The organism is Ruegeria sp. BC3 (assembly GCF_056539265.1).
In genome coordinates, this window is sequence record NZ_JBQFUP010000007.1 from 151,149 (window position 1) to 168,241 (window position 17,093).

Here is a 17,093-nt window from a genome sequence, read left to right on the forward strand (position 1 = left end):
TATTTTCCCGTTTTTTTGGATTTGATCAAGTTTTGCGTTTTCCCCCGATCCATCGTATGGTTTCACGAGGTCAGACTTCTGGCAAGTCGACACCAAGCGAAACAGGGTAAGCTATTTGGATTTGATCAAAAATAATGCATCTGACGCCAAGACAGGCGAAGGAAAGAAGCCCGCGCACGAGCAGGTGTACCAAACCCTGAGATCCCAGATCATGTACGGGGAACTGGTCCCCGGACAGCCTGTGACGATACAAGGTTTGACTGATTCGCTCGGCGTCGGGATGACCCCCGTTCGCGAGGCGATTCGGCGGTTGATTTCGGATGGTGCGCTTGTGTTTCAGGGCAACCGTCGGGTCAGCGTTCCGCTGCTATCCAACGCCGATGTTGAACAGATGATTTTTGCGAGAATATCAATAGAATCAGAGCTTTCCAGGCGTGCGACTGCGATCGTAACACCCAGTGACGTCGACCAGCTTGAGCAGCTTGATCAGCGCCTGGATCAAACCATCTCAGATGGTGACGTCAGCGGATACCTACGCTTGAACCATCAGTTTCACGAAACGCTCTATGCACATGCGGATGCTCCGATCCTTAATGATTTGGCTGAACGTTTGTGGCTGCGATTCGGCCCTTCCTTGCGCGTTGTGTGCGGGCGATTTGGTACGCACAGCCTGCCAGACCGGCACAAGGACATCATCGCGGCCCTGCGCGCCGGAGATGCTGAAAGAGTGGCAAAAGCCACCGCGCAGGACATTGAACAAGGAATGGAACTGATGTCGGACGCGTTGACGGACGCCTGATTCAGTCCGATTCGATTGACAGTCCGAAATTTGATCATATTGTGACGGGCAACCGCTTTTGCAGGAGATTCTCTGATGTCGACCATCACCAATCACATGCCGACCGCCGAGTTGCAGGCTTTGGATGCGGCGCATCACATGCACCCGTTTTCCGCCAACGGATCCTTGGGCAAAGAAGGCGCGCGGGTCATCACACGCGCTAAAGGCGTGTACCTGACGGACAGCGAAGGCGAAGAGATTCTGGACGCCATGGCCGGTCTGTGGTGCGTCAATATCGGCTACGGTCGGGACGAGCTGGCCGAGGTTGCCGCGCGCCAGATGCGCGAACTGCCCTATTACAACACGTTCTTCAAAACGACCCATGTCCCGGCCATCGCTCTGGCGGCTAAAATCGCCGAGCTGGCACCGGGCGATTTGAACCACGTCTTCTTTGCCGCAGGCGGGTCCGAGGCGAACGACACCAACATCCGTCTCGTCCGCACCTACTGGGCCGAAAAGGGCCATCCGGACAAGAAAATCATTATCAGCCGCAAAAACGCTTACCATGGCTCGTCCGTGGGTTCGGCTTCGCTGGGTGGTATGGCCGGGATGCATGCGCAGGGCGGCATTCCGATACCGAACATTCACCACATCAATCAGCCGAACTGGTGGGCCGAGGGCGGTGACATGACCCCCGAGGAGTTCGGCCTAGCCCGCGCGCGTGAGCTGGAAGAAGCCATTCAGGAACTGGGCGAGGATCGCGTTGCAGCATTTATCGCCGAACCCGTTCAAGGTGCGGGCGGCGTGATCGTTGCCCCCGATACCTACTGGCCCGAGATTCAGCGTATTTGCGACAAGTACGACATCCTTCTGATCGCGGATGAGGTCATCTGCGGCTTTGGTCGTACCGGCAACTGGTTCGGGTCCGAAACGGTTGGCATCAAGCCGCATATCATGACGATCGCCAAGGGCCTTAGCTCGGGCTATGCGCCCATCGGCGGGTCCATCGTGAATGATGAGATCGCCGAGGTGATCGGCGGCACCGAGTTCAACCACGGCTACACCTATTCCGGCCACCCGGTCGCTGCGGCGGTCGCGCTGGAAAACCTGCGTATCCTCGAAGAAGAGGGGATCGTCGATCACGTCCGCGATGTGGCGGCCCCCTATCTGAAAGAGAAATGGGAAGCGCTGGTTGATCACCCGCTGGTCGGAGAGGCCAAGATCGTCGGCATGATGGCCTCGATCGCGCTGACGCCGGACAAGGCTAGCCGTGCCAAGTTCGCGTCCGAACCCGGCACGATCGGTTACATCTGCCGCGACCGTTGCTTTGCCAACAATCTTGTCATGCGCCATGTGGGCGACCGTATGATCATCTCGCCGCCTCTGATCCTGACCCCGGCGGAAATCGACGAGATGTTCGTGCGAATTCGCAAATCGCTTGACGAAGCACAGGCTGAGATCATCGCGCAGGGGCTAATGAAAGCCGCTTCATAGGCCACGCAAAGAAAGTTTATTTTGCAGGGGCGCTCTTGAAAAAGGCGCCCCATTTTTTTCACTCTTCTACAAAAGAGACAGTCTCTGCTTACACAGAGCAGTCACACAACACGGTGTGGCATTCAAAAGACTTATATTTGAGGTCACAAGAGTAATTCGGTGCGCGAAGATCCATAAATTTACGCGCGATAAATTTCTTGATTTGATGTATTTTGGATTCAAATATTCGAATGCGGTGAGGCAATTGTATTACCTCGGCCAGTGCCGCGGCCCGATTTAGTGAAGGGTCCGCCTCCCGTCTATCGAAGTGAGTGGCGATAGACGGGAGGCTACAATCGCGGCTCTCATTGAGCCAAAAAGATTGCCAAAGGAACTAGCCCAATCAAAACAACCTAGAGTTCGTTCACCGCAACCGCTCCAAAAGCTTCAAGCTGGCATACCCATCCGGCAGCAATCCCTGCGCCAGCTGATACGCCCTAACCGCCTTGATCGTGTTCGGTCCGGTACGACCATCAATGCCTTGGGTGTCGAAACCGGCTTCGGTCAGGCGCGATTGCAGCTCTTTCTTCTCGGTGAAGCTCAGCACACGGTCACCGCGTGGCCAGTCGGCATCAAACGGTGTGCGTCCGGCCAGACGGTCTGACAGGTGGCCGATGCCGATCACGTAGGCGTCGGCGCCGTTGTATTTCTCGATCACTTTGAAATTGTCGAAAACCATCAGAGCGACGCCTTGCCCTCCGGCTGGCAAAAGGATCGCAGCCTGCCCGTGATCTGCGATAGCCTTACCATTTGCTGCCGCCACCCCGCGCGCGGCCCATTCCGAGGGCAGCAGGGTGTGGTCGCGCCGTGCGGTGGCAAAGTCAAAGCCTTCGGGCAAACGCACCTCGACACCCCATGGTTGGCCTTTGGTCCAGCCGTGGCGCGCCAGATAAGCCGCCGCTGAGGCCAGTGCGTCTGTCGGGTCCTCGGACCAGATATCTCGCCGCCCGTCGCCGTCGAAATCGACCGCATGGTCAAGGTATGACGTCGGCATGAACTGCGTGTGACCCATCGCGCCAGCCCAACTGCCGACCATGCTTTTTGGGCTGACATCGCCAGCCTGGACGATCTGCAAAGCGGCGATCAGTTGAGTTTCAAAGAACTGCGCACGTCTTGCGTCAAAGGCCAGCGTCGCCAGCGAGCGGATGGTTTGATCGCTGCCCCGATAGGCTCCGAACGAAGTCTCAAGACCCCAGATTGCCGTTACGACCTCTTTTTCAACGCCATAGGTCGCTTCGATCCGGGTCAAAGCTTCGGAATACTGTTGCAACCCTGCGCGACCATTTCGGATACGCGTGTCGGAAACGGCAGAATCCAGGTATTCCCAAATCGGTTTCGAGAACTCGGCCTGATTGCGATCTCGCCGGATGACGTCCTTGTCATACGTCAGCCCCGCCAACGACCGATCCAGTGTTGCGACTGAAATACCTTGCGCGACCGCCCGCTCGCGAAACGCTCCAAGCCATGCCTGGAACCGCGCATTCCCTTCCACTGACACCCGGTACTCCTTAGTTGAGGGCCGTACGACCGGCCGGATCGACACGACTACACCAGCTGATGCCAGCTGTATGGCCTGAGACCCGCTCAACGTGTTGATTGACTCCGCCTGCACGATGGATGCCCACAATGCGGCGGTCATGACGCCACCTATGCATTTACGCATTCCGAATTTTCCTGATTACTGCTCAACACTATGGTAGCGCAGAATCGGCGTTTTCCAAAGCGTTCAGCTTTCCCCTTCGCGATCTTTTGCTTCGTGTTCGGCGCGAATGCGGGCCAATGCCTCGCGCAGCAAAGGGATACGGTTTGGCCTAAAGCTTTCATCCACCATGGACATTTCCCGGATTCGGTCCAAGCGAAAAACCCGGAAATCTTGGCGCAGGTGGCACCAGGAAATCAGAACGCTGGCGCGGTCCATATAGACGATGCTCAGCGGATTTACCTTGCGGCGCGTATCGTCGCCCTTGGCGTCGGTGTAGGCGAACTCGATCGTACGTTCGTCCCAGGTGGCCTGGCGCAGGTCGGCGACCGCGATCGTCGGCTTGGCCGGGCGGTCAAATCGCGTCGCCGTCAGGACGGCATGGCTCAGGCGATGCGATTGGCGTTGTGGAAGGCGGCCCTGTAGCTTGCGCAGCACGTTGCCGGCCGCATCAGACAGACCAGGGTCACCGATGGCCTGAACTTCGCGCAGCCCCAGTACCAGCGCCTCCAGCTCATCGTCGGTGAACCCGAGTGGCGGAAGGGTTGCGTCTTCGATCAGCGTGAACCCAAACCCAGCCTCTCCGTCGATGACGGCCCCTAGACCACGCAGGGACTCGATATCGCGGTGAACGGTGCGGGGTGACACGCCCAGATCCTGTGCCAGTTGCCCGGATGTTTTGGGCGACGGGCCAGAGCGCAGCGCTTGCATCAATTGGAAAAGGCGGGCGGTACGGGACATAGTGCAGGTTAGACTAAACCTAATGCCAATTTCTGTCATTAGGCGACGCTATCCATCGGACATCCCCAAACTCGGAGGCCCCGATGCTGACTCTTTTGACATTTCCCGCCGCCTTTGGCCTATTCAGCGCCAGCCCCTTTTGCGTCAAGTCCGCCTATATGTTGCAGCGCTCTGGCCAAAGCTGGCAGCGATCCGATCTGCTGAACCCGGGCAAGATGCCCCATCACAAGCTACCAGTCCTGCGCACGCCGGACCGCCTTGTGCCCGATAGTGACTTGATCCGCGAGTGGCTCGAGGCGCAGGGCGCTGACTTTGACCACGGCCTTACCGACGTTCAAAAGGCGCAGTCCCGCGCGCTGATCCGCATGGCCGAGGAACATATCTATCACCATGTGGTGTTGGACCGCTGGGGCAATGATGCCGTCTGGCCGATCCTGCGAGAGATGTTCTTTAGTGAAATCCCGTCCCTGATTCGCAAACCGGTCTCAGGCGCGATCCGCAAATCCGTGTTGAAACGTCTGGACGGACAAGGTGTATCGCGATTCTCGGACGCCGAGCGAACCGACAGGTTGGAACGTGACCTCGAGGCGATCTCGGCATTCCTCTGGCAATCGCCGTTCCTGCTGGGCGAAACGCCCTCAGCTGCGGACATGAGCGTGGGACCAATCCTGGGCGCCATGCGCGCGACACCGGCAGAAACCCCGCTGACCCGGCGGATCAAACAGGATAGGCTGTTGAACGATTACGTGGACCGGTTGGAACAAACGATACCGCTGTCATGAGACCTTTTGATGATCCCGCGGTTGAAGCCGCCTTTGACGCCTTGCCCGAAGACACCCGTGCAGGTGCTCTGGCCTTGAGAGAACTGGTGTTCGACACCGCGCAGGCTTTGCCAGATGCGCAGCCCTTGACCGAGGCGTTGCGCTGGGGACAGCCCGCCTATCTGGCTCCGAAAGGGTCAACCATTCGGCTCGGCGGGCACAAACAGGCGTCTTTTGCCCTGTTCGTCCATTGTCAGAGCCGATTGATGGGGGATTTCACCACCGCCTTTCCGGGGCAGGATCGGCTGGAAGGCAATCGGGCCATCCTGTTTGACGACGCCGGACAGATCGATGACACCCGCCATGGCTGGTTGATTGCGCGGGCGCTGACCTATCACCTCTGACGGCGTTTGCGTTCGACCTTGCGCTTGATCTTGTCCTTCTTGCGCTTGGTGCTGACGGCCTTGCGCCGCGCGCCCCGCTTGGTCGGACCGCGTCCGCGCGGCAGGGCCTGATCATCAATGGACAGCAACTCCAACTCCAGCCCGCCGGTGACCGGCGTCGCTTCGGTCAGACGTACAGTTACACGTTGGCCGATAGCAATGATCAGGCCCGTATCTGACCCCATCAATGTCCCGGCCTCTCGGTCGAAATGGAAGAACTCGCGCCCAAGTGAGCGTACCGGCACCAATCCGTCCGCTCCGGTTTCGTCCATCTTCACAAACGCGCCGAAGCGGGCGATACCGCTGATCCGGCCGGTGAATTCATTGCCCACCCGCTCACTGAGATACGCGGCCAGGTACCGGTCGGTCGTATCCCGTTCGGCCATCATAGATCGACGTTCGGTATCCGAGATATGAGTAGCTGTCTCATCCAGCCGCATGATCTCATCTTCGGTCAGACCGTCCTTGCCCCAGCCATGCGCTGTGATCAGCGCTCGGTGCACGATCAGGTCGGCATAGCGGCGAATGGGAGAGGTGAAATGCGCGTAGTTCCGCAGGGCCAGCCCGAAATGCCCGAAATTCTCGGGGTTATAATAGGCCTGCGCCATCGACCGCAGGGTGGTGAGGTTAATCAGCTCTGCATCCTCGGTTCCGGCGGCAGCGTTCAGCAGCGCGTTCAGGTGGCGAGTTTGCAGTACCTGTCCTTTCGCCAAATTCAGCCCTGCCGCCTGCGCCGTTTCCCGCAGGCTTTCCAGTTTCTCGGGCGCGGGTTCTTCATGCACGCGGAACAGCAGCGGACGGCGCTTGGCGATCAACGTCTCAGCAGCGGCCACGTTGGCAAGGATCATGAACTCCTCGATCAGCTTGTGCGCGTCCAAACGTTCGCGGAAGGCCACGCTGGTCACTTCGCCTGTATCGCTGAGTACGATTTTGCGTTCCGGTAGATCCAACTCCAATGGCTGACGCACGGAACGGGCTTTTTTCAGCGCGGCATAGGCCGCGTACAAAGGCTTCAAAACAGGGTCTAACAAAGGCCCTGTGCGGTCATTGGGATTGCCGTCGATGGCCTCCTGCACCTCAGCATAATGCAACGACGCGGCCGAGCGCATCAGCCCCCGCACGAACCGGTGGCCGATCTTGTTGCCGTCTGCGTCGATCTGCATCCGCACGGCGATACAGGCGCGCGGGACACCTTCGTGCAACGAACACAGATCGCCCGACAGACGATCCGGCAGCATCGGAACCACACGGTCTGGGAAATAGCTTGAGTTCCCGCGTTTGCGCGCCTCGCGATCCAGCGCGGTTCCCGGCTGCACATAGGCAGCGACATCGGCAATTGCGACCCAGATCACATGACCGCCCGGGTTCTTGGGGTCGTCATCGGCATGGGCATAGCACGCATCGTCATGATCGCGCGCATCCGAAGGGTCGATGGTCAACAGCGGCATATCCCGCAGGTCTTCGCGGCCTTTCAGGCCGACGGGTTTGGCCTTGTCGGCCTCGGCGATCACCTTGTCCGGGAAATCATCCGGGATGCCGTGCTGGTGGATGGCGATCAGCGAGACAGCTTTGGGGGCGGACGGATCGCCCAACCGTTCCACAATCCGCGCGCGAGGCAGGCCCATACGGTTCTTGGGTCCAGCCTGTTCAGCCTCGACCAATTCGCCGTCCTTCGCGCCCAACACCGCACCGTCATGGACCAGCCACTCGGTCTGTCCCGTCTTGTCGATAGGTACGATCCGCCCGCCTTCGGCCCCTTTGCGGAAGATGCCCACGATCTTGCGCGGGTTGGTTCCGATGCGGCGGATCAGGCGCGCCTCGTAATTGTGGTCTTCTTCATGCACCACGGTCAGGCGGGCCAGAATTCGGTCGCCTTCGCCCAGCGCAGGGTCGCTGGCGCGGGTGATCAGCAGAACGATGGGTTCAACCCCTTCGCCATGCCATTCCAGAGGACGGGCAAACAGGTCGCCATCGTCATTCGGCGCCTTCACCTGCAACACGCTGACCGGCGGCAGACGATCCGGGTCACGATAGCTGCGCTTGCGCTTTTCCAGATGACCTTCGGCCTCAAGCTCTTTGAGGATGCGTTTCAGATCGATGCGATCCGCGCCCTTGATACCAAAGGCCTTGGCGATATCGCGTTTCGAGGTCAGGGTGGGGTTCGCCGAGATCCAGTCCAGGACCTCCTGCTTGGTGGGGATGCGAGTCATACTTCCGGCCTATCACGGGTATGCGACCGCGTCATGACCAAAAAACTCAGGGCTTCAGGTCAGCAACCGTATCCACGTCGCGCAGATGGTCCAGCAAAGCCACACGACATCCGGGCACCGAGGCCAATGTGTCGGCCAGAGCGGTTTCGGTGGACCAGCGCACATCGCGGAACAGGCTTGTCGGCAAGGCCCTGTATCGCTGTGCGCCGACCAGCCAATAGCCGCCGTCCGGCGCGGGGCCAAAGACGAATTCGGCCTGCCCCAATTCTGAAAACGCCCACGCAATATGGCCACGCGTGATCCCCGGGATATCCGCTCCGATCAAACAGACGGGCCCGGGCGGCATCCCGCGCAGCATCCGCCCCATGCGATCCCCCAAGTCCCCACGCCCTTGCGCGGCACGTGGCAGATCGGCGGGCCATATCCGGCTGGTCAGCCCCTCGCGATCCGGCGCAACGGCCAGCACGATCTGCCAACGCGGATCGCGCAAGCGCCGGATCAGCGCGCGAGTCTGGTGACGGAACCACCATGCCGCGCCGACCATACCAATATCGCGCCCCAATCGAGTCTTAACCCGGCCCGGGCGCGGCTCTTTCACCATAATGACCAGCGTGCGTTGCATGGATCAGGCGAAGTAGTCCTTAAGGATTCGGGTGTAGATCGCCTTGAGTTGCTCGATCTGGGTCACCTCAACGCATTCGTCGACCTGATGCATCGTGCGGCCAACAAGGCCGAACTCGACTACGGGGCAGTGGTTTTTTACGAACCGTGCGTCCGAAGTACCTCCGGTGGTCGACATCTCGGGGCGCACGCCGGTCTCGGCCTCGACAGCTTTTGCGATCAAGTCGGACAAAGGGCCGGGCGGGGTCAAAAAGCTTTCACCTGAAATCTTGATGCGGGTATCGATCTCGACACCGTAAGCTTCAGCAACCGCATCGGCTTCGGCCTGCAGCCACTCTTTGAGGCTGGCCCCCGAGTGCAGATCGTTAAAGCGGATATTGACCGCGCCGGAACACTGTGCCGGGATTACGTTGGTGGCGGCGTTGCCTGTGTCAATGGTTACAACGGCCAGGGTCGAGGCGTCAAAGTGATCCGTGCCCTGATCCAGTTCATGGCTGGCCAGTTGATGCATCAGCCGTGCCATTGCCGGCAGAGGGTTCTTGGCCCGATGCGGATAGGCTGAATGCCCCTGTACCCCGGTCACGGTGAACCACGCGGTCATTGATCCGCGCCGCCCGATCTTCATCATCTCACCCATGGTATTGGGGCAAGTCGGCTCGCCCACCAGACAGGCGGACATCTGCTCTCCGGCCTCAGTCATATAGTCCAGCAATGCCGTGGTGCCGTCGATGGCATCGCCTTCTTCATCACCTGTGATCGCAAGAATAATCGCTCCGTCCGGAGGTGTATCGCGCACGAAATCCATCGCCGCCGCTGCGAATGCCGCGACACCGGATTTCATATCCGTGGTTCCCCGGCCGTACATTACTCCGTCTCGGATTTCCGCACCAAAGGGCGCGTGCGTCCAGGCGGCTTCATCCCCAACGGGAACAACGTCGGTGTGACCATTGAAACCAAAGCTGCGCGTGTGCCCTTTGCCCCCCCAACGGGCGAACAAGTTGCTGACACCGCCCCGGTCGACGCGGGTGCAATCGAACCCAGCGCCCGAAAGCAGGTTTTCCAGCAAAACCAGCGCACCGCCCTCTTCGGGTGTGACTGATGGGCAACGGATCAGGTCTGCCGTCAACTTCACCGGATCTGTCATTTGCATGCCCTTTTTCTTGGTTCCTTCGCGGGTTCGCGCACAGATTCAACGAATTGCACCGATTGCCAACCCCTGAGCCGCGAAATGCACGCGCTTTTTTTCGCCGCTCTCGGATTGAAACCCCAATAAAACTTGGAGGTTTACCCAGCGGACACCTTGCTGCACCTTTCAAATTTGCGTTAGAGGGCCGCGAAACAGGTGACTCAACGATGCTACGCGCGTTTTTCGTATGGATCTGCCTGACTTTCGCCGTTCTTGCACAGCAAAGCCAGGCACAGACACTTTCGGTCACGACCGTGACCCGCCCCCCGTTTTCCTATGTCGAGGACGAGGCCCAGACCGGTTTTTCGATGGACCTGTTGCAGGCTTTAGCCGAGGCGCTGGACTGGGACTATGCCGTCAACCGCGTCGAGTCATTTGGTGACATGCTGGGCGCCGTTCAGGACGGCAGCGCCGATCTGGCCGTGGCCAATATCTCGATCACCGCAGCGCGGGAAACGCAGATGGACTTTAGCCAGCCCATCTTCGAGGCCGGGTTGCAAATTATGGTGCCTTCAGAAGCCGCGCGCTCGCCTTCATTATTGCACGCCCTGTTGTCGGCCGAGTTGTTCCTGGCCATAGGTCTGGCGTTCGCCATCCTGTTAGGTGGCGGCATGCTGATGTGGAGCTTTGAACGCCGCGCCCAACCCTATTTCGATCGCAAGCTGAACGAGGCGTGGTTCCCTTCGTTCTGGTGGGCGCTCAATCTGGTTGTGAATGGCGGCTTTGAAGAGCGCATGCCGCGCACACCCTTTGGCCGTTTGCTGGGCGTGATCCTCGTCGTGTCATCGCTGTTCATCGTGTCGGTCTTTACGGCACGTATCGCCTCGGTGATGACGGTCGAAGCTATCAGCGGCAATGTGAATTCGGTCAATGACCTGTATGGCAAACAAGTCGGCACTATATCGGGCTCGACGGCGGCCAATTTCCTGAACCGTCGCGAAGTCGAATTCAACGGCTATGAAGATCTGGACAGCATGCTGACCGCCTTCCGCGAGAAAGAGCTGGATGCCGTCGTCTTTGACGCGCCAATCCTGTCCTATTTCGCGTCGCATGAAGGCCGCCGGGTCGCGACCATGACAGGTGGCGTTTTCCTACGGGAAAATTACGGAATTGCCTTCCCGACCGGCTCACCTCTGGTCGAGGACGTCAACCAAGCTCTCTTGGCGCTGCGCGAAGACGGGACCTATGACGAGATTTACCGCAAGTGGTTCGGGGTGCGGAACTAGGCCGTTCCCTCGTCCCCAAAAAACGGGGTCATCTGAGCCACGATCACGGCGTTTTCGTCCAAAGCACGCTGCATCAGGGCACGTTCGTCGGGGTCGATGTCGTGGCCCTGCGCTTCGCGCTCGGCCAGAGTTCCGTAGCCGGTGACATCCAGCGGAGCGGTATCGGCCTGCTTCAGGATCGCCACGGTTTCGCGCACCGCCTCGGCCTCATCAACACCGCTGGCAAAGCACATCAACGCTGCCCCGGTCGCACCTTCGGGCAGGCCATCGCCGTCTTTGCGGCCGATCTGAACGAGCAATGTATAGACTTGCTGGCGGGACGGTTTCTTTTGCTTTTCCATGCGGGGGCCATAGCCCCGCACCCGCGCGCGGTCAAGCAGCCGGGAATTGCAGGACGGATGCTGCGCGTCCATAGTGCCCCCAAAACCAGTTCAGACCGAAAAGGATATTTTTATGGCCTATCCAGATTTCATCACGGACTTTCCAGCCCTCGACGTGCCGTTCCCCGAGGACGTCGTGCAAACTGCCGTGATCCGGTCAGACGCCGGTCTGGTCGCGTTCTTCACGTTTCTCAAGGACTTCGAACTGCCCTTGCATTCGCATAAGGCGCAATGGGGCACGGTGATTGAAGGTGAGGTCGAACTGACCATTGGCGAGGAAACCAAGACCTACCGCCCCGGAGACAGCTATTCGATCCCGTCCGGTGTCGAGCACGGTGGAACGATCAAGGCCGGAACACGCGTCATAGACGTGTTTGAAGAGCCGGATCGCTATCCGGTCAAAAGCAAATAAAAAAGGCCGCAGCGCGTTGCTGCGGCCTGTATTCGGGCTGCTCGAAACTTAGTCGCGCAGCAGTTCGTTGATTCCGGTTTTCGAGCGGGTCTTCTCGTCAACACGCTTCACGATCACGGCGCAATACAGGCTGACGTTGTTCTTGGACGGCATCGAACCCGCAACTACCACCGAGTATGGCGGTACTTCGCCGTACATCACTTCACCGGTTTCACGATCGACGATCTTGGTCGATTTGCCGATGAACACACCCATGCCCAGAACCGAACCTTCGCGGACGATACAGCCTTCGACGACCTCAGAACGCGCGCCGATAAAGCAATTGTCTTCAATGATGGTCGGACCCGCCTGCATCGGCTCCAGAACGCCGCCGATGCCAACACCGCCGGACAGGTGCACGTTTTTGCCGATCTGCGCGCAGGAACCAACGGTGGCCCAGGTGTCAACCATGGTGCCCTCGTCAACATAGGCGCCAAGGTTCACGAAGGACGGCATCAGCACAACGCCGGGAGCGACATAGGCCGATTTGCGAACAACACAATTCGGAACCGCGCGGAAACCGGCGGCGCGCCACTGGTTTTCACCCCAACCGGCGAACTTGCTGTCCACCTTATCCCACCAGCCGCCGTCCTGCGGACCACCGGCCTGGATTTCCATGTCCTTGATGCGGAAGCCCAGCAGAACTGCCTTCTTAGCCCATTGGTTCACGTGCCAGTCGCCGCTCTCCAGCTTGTCGGCAACGCGCAGCGAGCCGCTGTCCAGCGCGTTCAGCGTATCCTCGATCGCTTCGCGCTGTTCGCCGGTGGTGGCGGGCGTGATAGTATCGCGCGCCTCCCAGGCGGCTTCGATAGCGGTTTCCAGTTGCGCGTTGGACATCAGATAGCTCCCTGCAGAATCTGTTCACGTTTGTTTGGCCTATACGCAACTGCACCTCGCGGTGCAATGCGACGCAGAACGACCAAATTGCGTCCAGATCGCTGGTGGATCAGCTGGCCCGCCGGATATGGCGCGTCAAAATCGAAACGGCAGTCGTTGTATCCTTGCGTTTCAAGGCCTGAACAATGGCCGCATGATCGCTGTCCGCGCGCTGCACCCATTTGGGACGCCAGTGGGCAAACAGGTGGCGCGCGCTGGCGATGTGCAGGTCATCAATGGCATGCAACAGGCGCGGCAACCCGCAGGGCGTCAGGATTGCGCGGTGAAAGGCGCGGTTGCGCGCCTCCCAATCGGGCATGGTCTGCGCGGCGTCACAAGCGATGCGCGCCTCGTCCGCCAGTTTGATCGCGCCGGGAGACATATTCTGGACTGAGTGTTGGAGGGCTAGCGATTCAAGCGCGACCCGCATCTCGATCACTTCGCGCACCTCAGCCGGATCCAGCGCCGTAACACGCATGCCCCTGCGCGGCTCACTTTGGGCAAGGCCATGCGCCTCAAGCCGCAGCAAAGCCTCGCGCACCGGAACGTGGCTGGTGTCAAAGGCGCGCGCAATGTGATCCTGGCGCAGCTTTTCACCGGCAAGCAATTCGCCGGTGATGATTTTCTGGCTGAGGTTCTGGTAGATTGAGTCGGCGATCGTGGCGGTCATAGATTATCGATAAAATTCTTAACCTGCTTCCACAAGCCGATAATTCACTCCAAAAACGGATCAGGAGAGATATTTCCACCGCAGACCAGAACCGCCACACGTTCGCCCGGCTGCGGCTTGTACGCGCCCGAGGTCAAAGCGGCCAATGCGGTCGCACCTGCGGGCTCAACCAGAATACGATGACTCCGCCATAACAACCGCTGCGCGTCTGCAATTGCATCGTCCGACACCAGAACCGAGGTCATACCCCGCGCCAGACCGAAACAGATGCCGCCGATCCGCCGGGCGCCCAGCGCATTGGCTGCGATCCCAGAAACCGAAACGTCCACTGGCTCATCCGCCTGCAACGCCGCATTCAAGGCACACGAAGTTTCGGGTTCGACCGCGACGACCTTTCTTGCGCCGTCAAACCAGGCAAGCCCGCCTGCAATCAGACCGCCGCCGCCAACAGCGACCAGAACAGTGTCAGCCTGCAATCCTTGCGCCTCCCATTCCCGGAAACACGTCCCCTGCCCTGCAACGGTTGCGGGGGCATCATAGGCATGGATTTGCATCGCACCGCTCGCTGCCTCATGTTCCTGCGCGGCGTTCAGGGCATTGGCGTATTCACCCTGCACCACAGTCAGGTCCGCGCCGGTCTGTTCGATCAGGGCGATTTTGGACGGTCCCGCAAGCTCGGGCACAAAGATCTTGGCCGGATGGCCCAGTGTTTGTGCCGCATAAGCCGCCGCTGCACCGTGGTTGCCGCCAGATGCCGCTACGACGCCCGCCTCCGGCACCTCATGGCTCAGCAAGGTATTGAACGCTCCGCGCGCCTTAAAGCTGCCGGTGTGCTGCGTGTGTTCAAGCTTCATCTCAATCGGGTCATCCAAACCGGGCACACGGCACTCCATCACGGGTGTAACCTGCGCATATCCATCGATCCGTTCGGCGGCTGCGGAAATTTCGGTCTTCCAATTCATTCTTGTTCTTCCGTGACTGGCACTCTGCCCGCGAACCCTATAGCTGTTTTAGGAACACGCAAGCAGGGAACCATCACCGATGAGAGAAGACCGCCTGAGCCCATTCCGCGACGCACAGACCGACCGCTCGACCGCGAGCGAGGTACCGGACACGCCGCAGACGCGCTCATCCGCTTATCGCCTTGCCTTTGCAGATGACGATTTCCTGTGCCGGGACGAACTGCGTCCCGTGCGCCTGCAGCTGGAATTGCTGAAACCAGAAATGATCATGTCCGAGCGTGAAATCACCTCGACCATCGTCATGTTCGGCGGCGCACGTATCCCCGAGCCATCCAAGAAACACACCGCGCGAACCGAAACGCTGGCCAATCTGTCTGAGTATTACGACGAAGCGCGTGAGTTTGCGCGGCTGATGACCGAGAAATCCAACGAAACCGGTTGCCGCGAGAACGTCATCGTCACCGGTGGCGGCCCCGGCGTGATGGAGGCTGGGAACCGCGGGGCTCAGGATGCGGGCGGCTGTTCCATTGGCTTGAACATCGTACTGCCGCACGAACAGGCGCCGAACCTCTATGTCACGCCCGATCTCAGCTTTAACTTCCACTATTTCGCCATCCGCAAGATGCATTTCCTGATGCGCGCCCGTGCCATCACCATCTTCCCCGGTGGCTTTGGCACGATGGATGAATTGTTTGAGTCCCTGACCCTGATTCAGACCGGTCGGATGGAGCGTGTCCCCTTCCTGCTGTTCGGTCGCGAATTCTGGGAAAAGGTCATCAACTGGGAGGCGCTTGCGGACGCGGGCACCATCTCGGACGAAGACCTGGACCTGTTCCGCTTTGTCGACACCGCGCAAGAGGCGGTCGACATCATCGAGAATTGGGAACCCGCCCCGCCCCGCGACGAAATTCCGGGGCGCTGAGGCATGACGAACCCAAAGACCGGTGAGATGCTGCACCTGCGCGGCAATGCGTTGTCCAAAGGTGAGCCTGTGGCCCTACCGCTGACGCAGAGCAGCATGTACCACCTGCCGGGCGCGCCGGACGGTCACCCAACCTACGGTCGCGTCGACAACCCGACTTGGGTGCATCTGGAACACGTGCTGGCCCATCTGGAAAACGCGCCTTGCCTGACCTTTCCGTCGGGCATGGGCGCGATCTCGGCAGCATTGTTCGCGACGGTCAAAGCCGGGTCCCGCGTCCTGATTCCATCGGACGGATACTACGTCACACGACTGTTGGCCGACCGGTTTCTGTCGAACCTCGGCGTCTTGGTCACTGAACGCCCGACGACCGCGTTTGATCAAGGCGGCTTCGAAGGGTTCGACGTGGTCTTTCTGGAAAGCCCTTCGAACCCCGGGTTGGACATGATGGACCTGCCCGCCATCGCCTCTGCTGTACGTGCGGCCGGAGGGATCACCATTGCCGACAACACGACCATGACCCCGTTGGCCCAACGCCCGCTGGATATGGGTATCGATGTCGTGGTTGCCTCGGACACCAAGGCGATGGGCGGACATTCGGACCTGCTGATGGGGCATGTTGCCAGCCGCGACGAGAAAATCATGGAACGGGTAGAAGAATGGCGGCGCGTGTCCGGTGCGATCCCCGGCCCGCACGAGGCATGGCTGCTGCATCGTGGTTTGGAAACGCTTGATGTACGGTTCGACCGGATGTGCAGCTCGGCGCAGGTTCTGGCGGAACGGCTGGCCGATCACCCGGCGATCACGGCGATCCGCTATCCCGGCCTGCCGGGCGACCCGTCACACGCACTGGCCAAAACACAAACGACACGGTTCGGGTTCCTGCTGTCGATCACGTTGAAATCGGAAGCCCAAGCCGAGAGCTTTATCAATACCTGCCCGTTGCTGCGACCCGCTACCTCGTTTGGTGGCGTCCACAGCTCGGCAGAGCGCCGCGCCCGTTGGGGCGACGACGTCGATCCGGGTTTCGTAAGGCTTTCAGTTGGATGTGAACCGGTCGAAGAACTGTGGCAGGCCTTCGAGACCAGTCTGAACGCGCTATAGTTACTTCTTGGGCTCGCGCAGTTCCTTGAACACGTAGATCGGCAGGACCACGCTGGCGATCAACGCGCCCAGCCAGACCAGAAGCGTTGCCGCCAGCAGATTGGAAATTCCACCGACCGTCAGACCGTTGGTGACCAGATCGGTTATCAACAGACCAACAAATGTCACGATCAGGGCAATCCCGCCTTTGATCGCGGGCGCGCGTTTTTCACCTAGTTTCAGGATCAACGGCTCGGCAATCCACTGGACCAGCGTAAAGACGATCACCACCACGATGAACGAGATTGGTCGGATCGCAAATTCCGGCAGCAATATCGCGGCAAGCAACAACCCGATGGCATTACCGGCCAAAAGGGCCAGAATGGACTTGAGTCTGCGTGTCATGGGGATCTCCGTCAGCGTTCACCTAAAAACATGCATATGTTAACAGACCTGCAGGAATTTGCGAGCGGTTTCAAAAGCCTCTTCCTTTTGGCCCATTGAAAACGCATGATAAAACCATCCAGTTCAGCCCGACCCGCGAGAGGTGA

18 protein-coding genes are annotated in these 17,093 nt (G+C 59.5%); 8 read left to right on the forward strand and 10 right to left on the reverse strand.

Annotated elements, in window-relative coordinates:
* Positions 1-115 precede the first annotated feature (115 nt).
* The gene (locus ACR0MV_RS17915) at positions 116-799 is read left to right on the forward strand and encodes a GntR family transcriptional regulator (RefSeq protein WP_480703115.1); all 684 of its coding nucleotides are present in this window, start codon (positions 116-118) and stop codon (positions 797-799) included.
* A 75-nt stretch (positions 800-874) separates the two neighbouring features.
* Positions 875-2,272 carry an aspartate aminotransferase family protein gene (locus ACR0MV_RS17920; protein WP_480703117.1) on the forward strand — a complete coding sequence of 466 codons (1,398 nt, stop codon included), beginning with the start codon at positions 875-877 and terminating at the stop codon, positions 2,270-2,272.
* A gap of 403 nt (positions 2,273-2,675) precedes the next feature.
* Here the strand turns inward: ACR0MV_RS17920 and ACR0MV_RS17925 are convergent, their stop codons facing one another.
* Both ACR0MV_RS17925 and ACR0MV_RS17930 read right to left on the reverse strand, forming a co-directional pair.
* A complete protein-coding gene (locus ACR0MV_RS17925) occupies positions 2,676-3,974 on the reverse strand; it encodes a lytic murein transglycosylase (protein ID WP_480703119.1) in 1,299 nt (432 codons plus the stop codon).
* Between the two features lie 63 nt (positions 3,975-4,037).
* Positions 4,038-4,751 (reverse strand): helix-turn-helix transcriptional regulator, encoded by a 714-nt coding sequence (locus ACR0MV_RS17930; RefSeq protein ID WP_480703121.1) that lies wholly within the window; start codon positions 4,749-4,751, stop codon positions 4,038-4,040.
* Positions 4,752-4,834: 83 nt separating this feature from the next.
* Between ACR0MV_RS17930 and ACR0MV_RS17935 the strand changes: the two genes are divergently transcribed.
* A complete protein-coding gene (locus ACR0MV_RS17935) occupies positions 4,835-5,533 on the forward strand; it encodes a glutathione S-transferase family protein (RefSeq protein ID WP_480703122.1) in 699 nt (232 codons plus the stop codon).
* A complete protein-coding gene (locus ACR0MV_RS17940; protein ID WP_170427578.1) occupies positions 5,530-5,916 on the forward strand; it encodes a DUF1801 domain-containing protein in 387 nt (128 codons plus the stop codon). Before ACR0MV_RS17935 ends, ACR0MV_RS17940 begins: the two co-directional genes overlap by 4 nt.
* Here the strand turns inward: ACR0MV_RS17940 and rnr are convergent.
* Genes rnr through dapE form a run of 3 tightly spaced genes read right to left on the reverse strand, consistent with a single transcriptional unit; the run spans position 5,907 to position 9,936 of the window.
* The gene (gene rnr / locus ACR0MV_RS17945; protein WP_480703123.1) at positions 5,907-8,165 is read right to left on the reverse strand and encodes a ribonuclease R; all 2,259 of its coding nucleotides are present in this window, start codon (positions 8,163-8,165) and stop codon (positions 5,907-5,909) included. The two genes, ACR0MV_RS17940 and rnr, sit on opposite strands and share 10 nt — an antisense overlap.
* A gap of 46 nt (positions 8,166-8,211) precedes the next feature.
* Positions 8,212-8,787, reverse strand: a complete 576-nt coding sequence (locus tag ACR0MV_RS17950; protein ID WP_170427585.1) for a TIGR04282 family arsenosugar biosynthesis glycosyltransferase — start codon at positions 8,785-8,787, stop codon at positions 8,212-8,214.
* A 3-nt stretch (positions 8,788-8,790) separates the two neighbouring features.
* Complete coding sequence (dapE, locus tag ACR0MV_RS17955; RefSeq protein WP_480703124.1) at positions 8,791-9,936, reverse strand: succinyl-diaminopimelate desuccinylase; 1,146 nt, start codon at positions 9,934-9,936, stop codon at positions 8,791-8,793.
* Positions 9,937-10,139: 203 nt separating this feature from the next.
* On the opposite strand from dapE, the gene ACR0MV_RS17960 reads away from it, so the two are divergent.
* The gene (locus ACR0MV_RS17960) at positions 10,140-11,198 is read left to right on the forward strand and encodes a transporter substrate-binding domain-containing protein (RefSeq protein WP_170427590.1); all 1,059 of its coding nucleotides are present in this window, start codon (positions 10,140-10,142) and stop codon (positions 11,196-11,198) included.
* On the opposite strand, the gene ACR0MV_RS17965 is transcribed toward ACR0MV_RS17960, so the two are convergent.
* A complete protein-coding gene (locus ACR0MV_RS17965) occupies positions 11,195-11,539 on the reverse strand; it encodes a hypothetical protein (RefSeq protein WP_170427741.1) in 345 nt (114 codons plus the stop codon). The two genes, ACR0MV_RS17960 and ACR0MV_RS17965, sit on opposite strands and share 4 nt — an antisense overlap.
* Before the next feature lie 112 nt (positions 11,540-11,651).
* Here ACR0MV_RS17965 and ACR0MV_RS17970 point away from each other — a divergent pair, with 112 nt between their 5' ends.
* Entirely contained in the window at positions 11,652-11,990 is a 339-nt protein-coding gene (locus tag ACR0MV_RS17970; protein ID WP_170427593.1) for a cupin domain-containing protein, read from the forward strand.
* 48 nt (positions 11,991-12,038) lie between these two features.
* On the opposite strand, the gene dapD is transcribed toward ACR0MV_RS17970, so the two are convergent.
* The 3 genes from dapD to ACR0MV_RS17985 all read right to left on the reverse strand — a co-directional run bounded on the left by dapD (position 12,039) and on the right by ACR0MV_RS17985 (position 14,537).
* Positions 12,039-12,866, reverse strand: coding sequence for a 2,3,4,5-tetrahydropyridine-2,6-dicarboxylate N-succinyltransferase (gene dapD / locus ACR0MV_RS17975; RefSeq protein ID WP_480703126.1), 828 nt, complete (start codon positions 12,864-12,866; stop codon positions 12,039-12,041).
* 109 nt (positions 12,867-12,975) lie between these two features.
* Positions 12,976-13,575, reverse strand: coding sequence for a GntR family transcriptional regulator (locus tag ACR0MV_RS17980; RefSeq protein ID WP_170427608.1), 600 nt, complete (start codon positions 13,573-13,575; stop codon positions 12,976-12,978).
* Positions 13,576-13,619: 44 nt separating this feature from the next.
* Positions 13,620-14,537: a threonine/serine dehydratase gene (locus tag ACR0MV_RS17985; RefSeq protein WP_480703127.1), complete on the reverse strand. Its 918-nt coding sequence runs from the start codon at positions 14,535-14,537 to the stop codon at positions 13,620-13,622.
* A 79-nt stretch (positions 14,538-14,616) separates the two neighbouring features.
* On the opposite strand from ACR0MV_RS17985, the gene ACR0MV_RS17990 reads away from it, so the two are divergent.
* Together ACR0MV_RS17990 and ACR0MV_RS17995 are read left to right on the forward strand one after the other, a co-directional pair.
* Positions 14,617-15,459: an LOG family protein gene (locus ACR0MV_RS17990; protein ID WP_170427614.1), complete on the forward strand. Its 843-nt coding sequence runs from the start codon at positions 14,617-14,619 to the stop codon at positions 15,457-15,459.
* 3 nt (positions 15,460-15,462) lie between these two features.
* Complete coding sequence (locus ACR0MV_RS17995; protein WP_480703128.1) at positions 15,463-16,563, forward strand: cystathionine gamma-lyase; 1,101 nt, start codon at positions 15,463-15,465, stop codon at positions 16,561-16,563.
* On the opposite strand, the gene ACR0MV_RS18000 is transcribed toward ACR0MV_RS17995, so the two are convergent.
* Positions 16,564-16,947, reverse strand: coding sequence for a hypothetical protein (locus ACR0MV_RS18000; protein WP_170427620.1), 384 nt, complete (start codon positions 16,945-16,947; stop codon positions 16,564-16,566).
* Positions 16,948-17,093 lie beyond the last annotated feature (146 nt).

What these genes read in the sequence shown, in the direction of transcription:
- ACR0MV_RS17920 (WP_480703117.1), top strand. Translation starts at nt 875, where the DNA reads ATGTCGACCATCACCAATCACATGCCGACCGCCGAGTTGCAGGCTTTG.
- ACR0MV_RS17925 (WP_480703119.1), bottom strand. Translation starts at nt 3,974, where the DNA reads ATGCGTAAATGCATAGGTGGCGTCATGACCGCCGCATTGTGGGCATCC.
- ACR0MV_RS17930 (WP_480703121.1), bottom strand. Translation starts at nt 4,751, where the DNA reads ATGTCCCGTACCGCCCGCCTTTTCCAATTGATGCAAGCGCTGCGCTCT.
- ACR0MV_RS17935 (WP_480703122.1), top strand. Translation starts at nt 4,835, where the DNA reads ATGCTGACTCTTTTGACATTTCCCGCCGCCTTTGGCCTATTCAGCGCC.
- ACR0MV_RS17940 (WP_170427578.1), top strand. Translation starts at nt 5,530, where the DNA reads ATGAGACCTTTTGATGATCCCGCGGTTGAAGCCGCCTTTGACGCCTTG.
- rnr (WP_480703123.1), bottom strand. Translation starts at nt 8,165, where the DNA reads ATGACTCGCATCCCCACCAAGCAGGAGGTCCTGGACTGGATCTCGGCG.
- ACR0MV_RS17950 (WP_170427585.1), bottom strand. Translation starts at nt 8,787, where the DNA reads ATGCAACGCACGCTGGTCATTATGGTGAAAGAGCCGCGCCCGGGCCGG.
- dapE (WP_480703124.1), bottom strand. Translation starts at nt 9,936, where the DNA reads ATGCAAATGACAGATCCGGTGAAGTTGACGGCAGACCTGATCCGTTGC.
- ACR0MV_RS17960 (WP_170427590.1), top strand. Translation starts at nt 10,140, where the DNA reads ATGCTACGCGCGTTTTTCGTATGGATCTGCCTGACTTTCGCCGTTCTT.
- ACR0MV_RS17965 (WP_170427741.1), bottom strand. Translation starts at nt 11,539, where the DNA reads ATGGAAAAGCAAAAGAAACCGTCCCGCCAGCAAGTCTATACATTGCTC.
- ACR0MV_RS17970 (WP_170427593.1), top strand. Translation starts at nt 11,652, where the DNA reads ATGGCCTATCCAGATTTCATCACGGACTTTCCAGCCCTCGACGTGCCG.
- dapD (WP_480703126.1), bottom strand. Translation starts at nt 12,866, where the DNA reads ATGTCCAACGCGCAACTGGAAACCGCTATCGAAGCCGCCTGGGAGGCG.
- ACR0MV_RS17980 (WP_170427608.1), bottom strand. Translation starts at nt 13,575, where the DNA reads ATGACCGCCACGATCGCCGACTCAATCTACCAGAACCTCAGCCAGAAA.
- ACR0MV_RS17985 (WP_480703127.1), bottom strand. Translation starts at nt 14,537, where the DNA reads ATGAATTGGAAGACCGAAATTTCCGCAGCCGCCGAACGGATCGATGGA.
- ACR0MV_RS17990 (WP_170427614.1), top strand. Translation starts at nt 14,617, where the DNA reads ATGAGAGAAGACCGCCTGAGCCCATTCCGCGACGCACAGACCGACCGC.
- ACR0MV_RS17995 (WP_480703128.1), top strand. Translation starts at nt 15,463, where the DNA reads ATGACGAACCCAAAGACCGGTGAGATGCTGCACCTGCGCGGCAATGCG.
- ACR0MV_RS18000 (WP_170427620.1), bottom strand. Translation starts at nt 16,947, where the DNA reads ATGACACGCAGACTCAAGTCCATTCTGGCCCTTTTGGCCGGTAATGCC.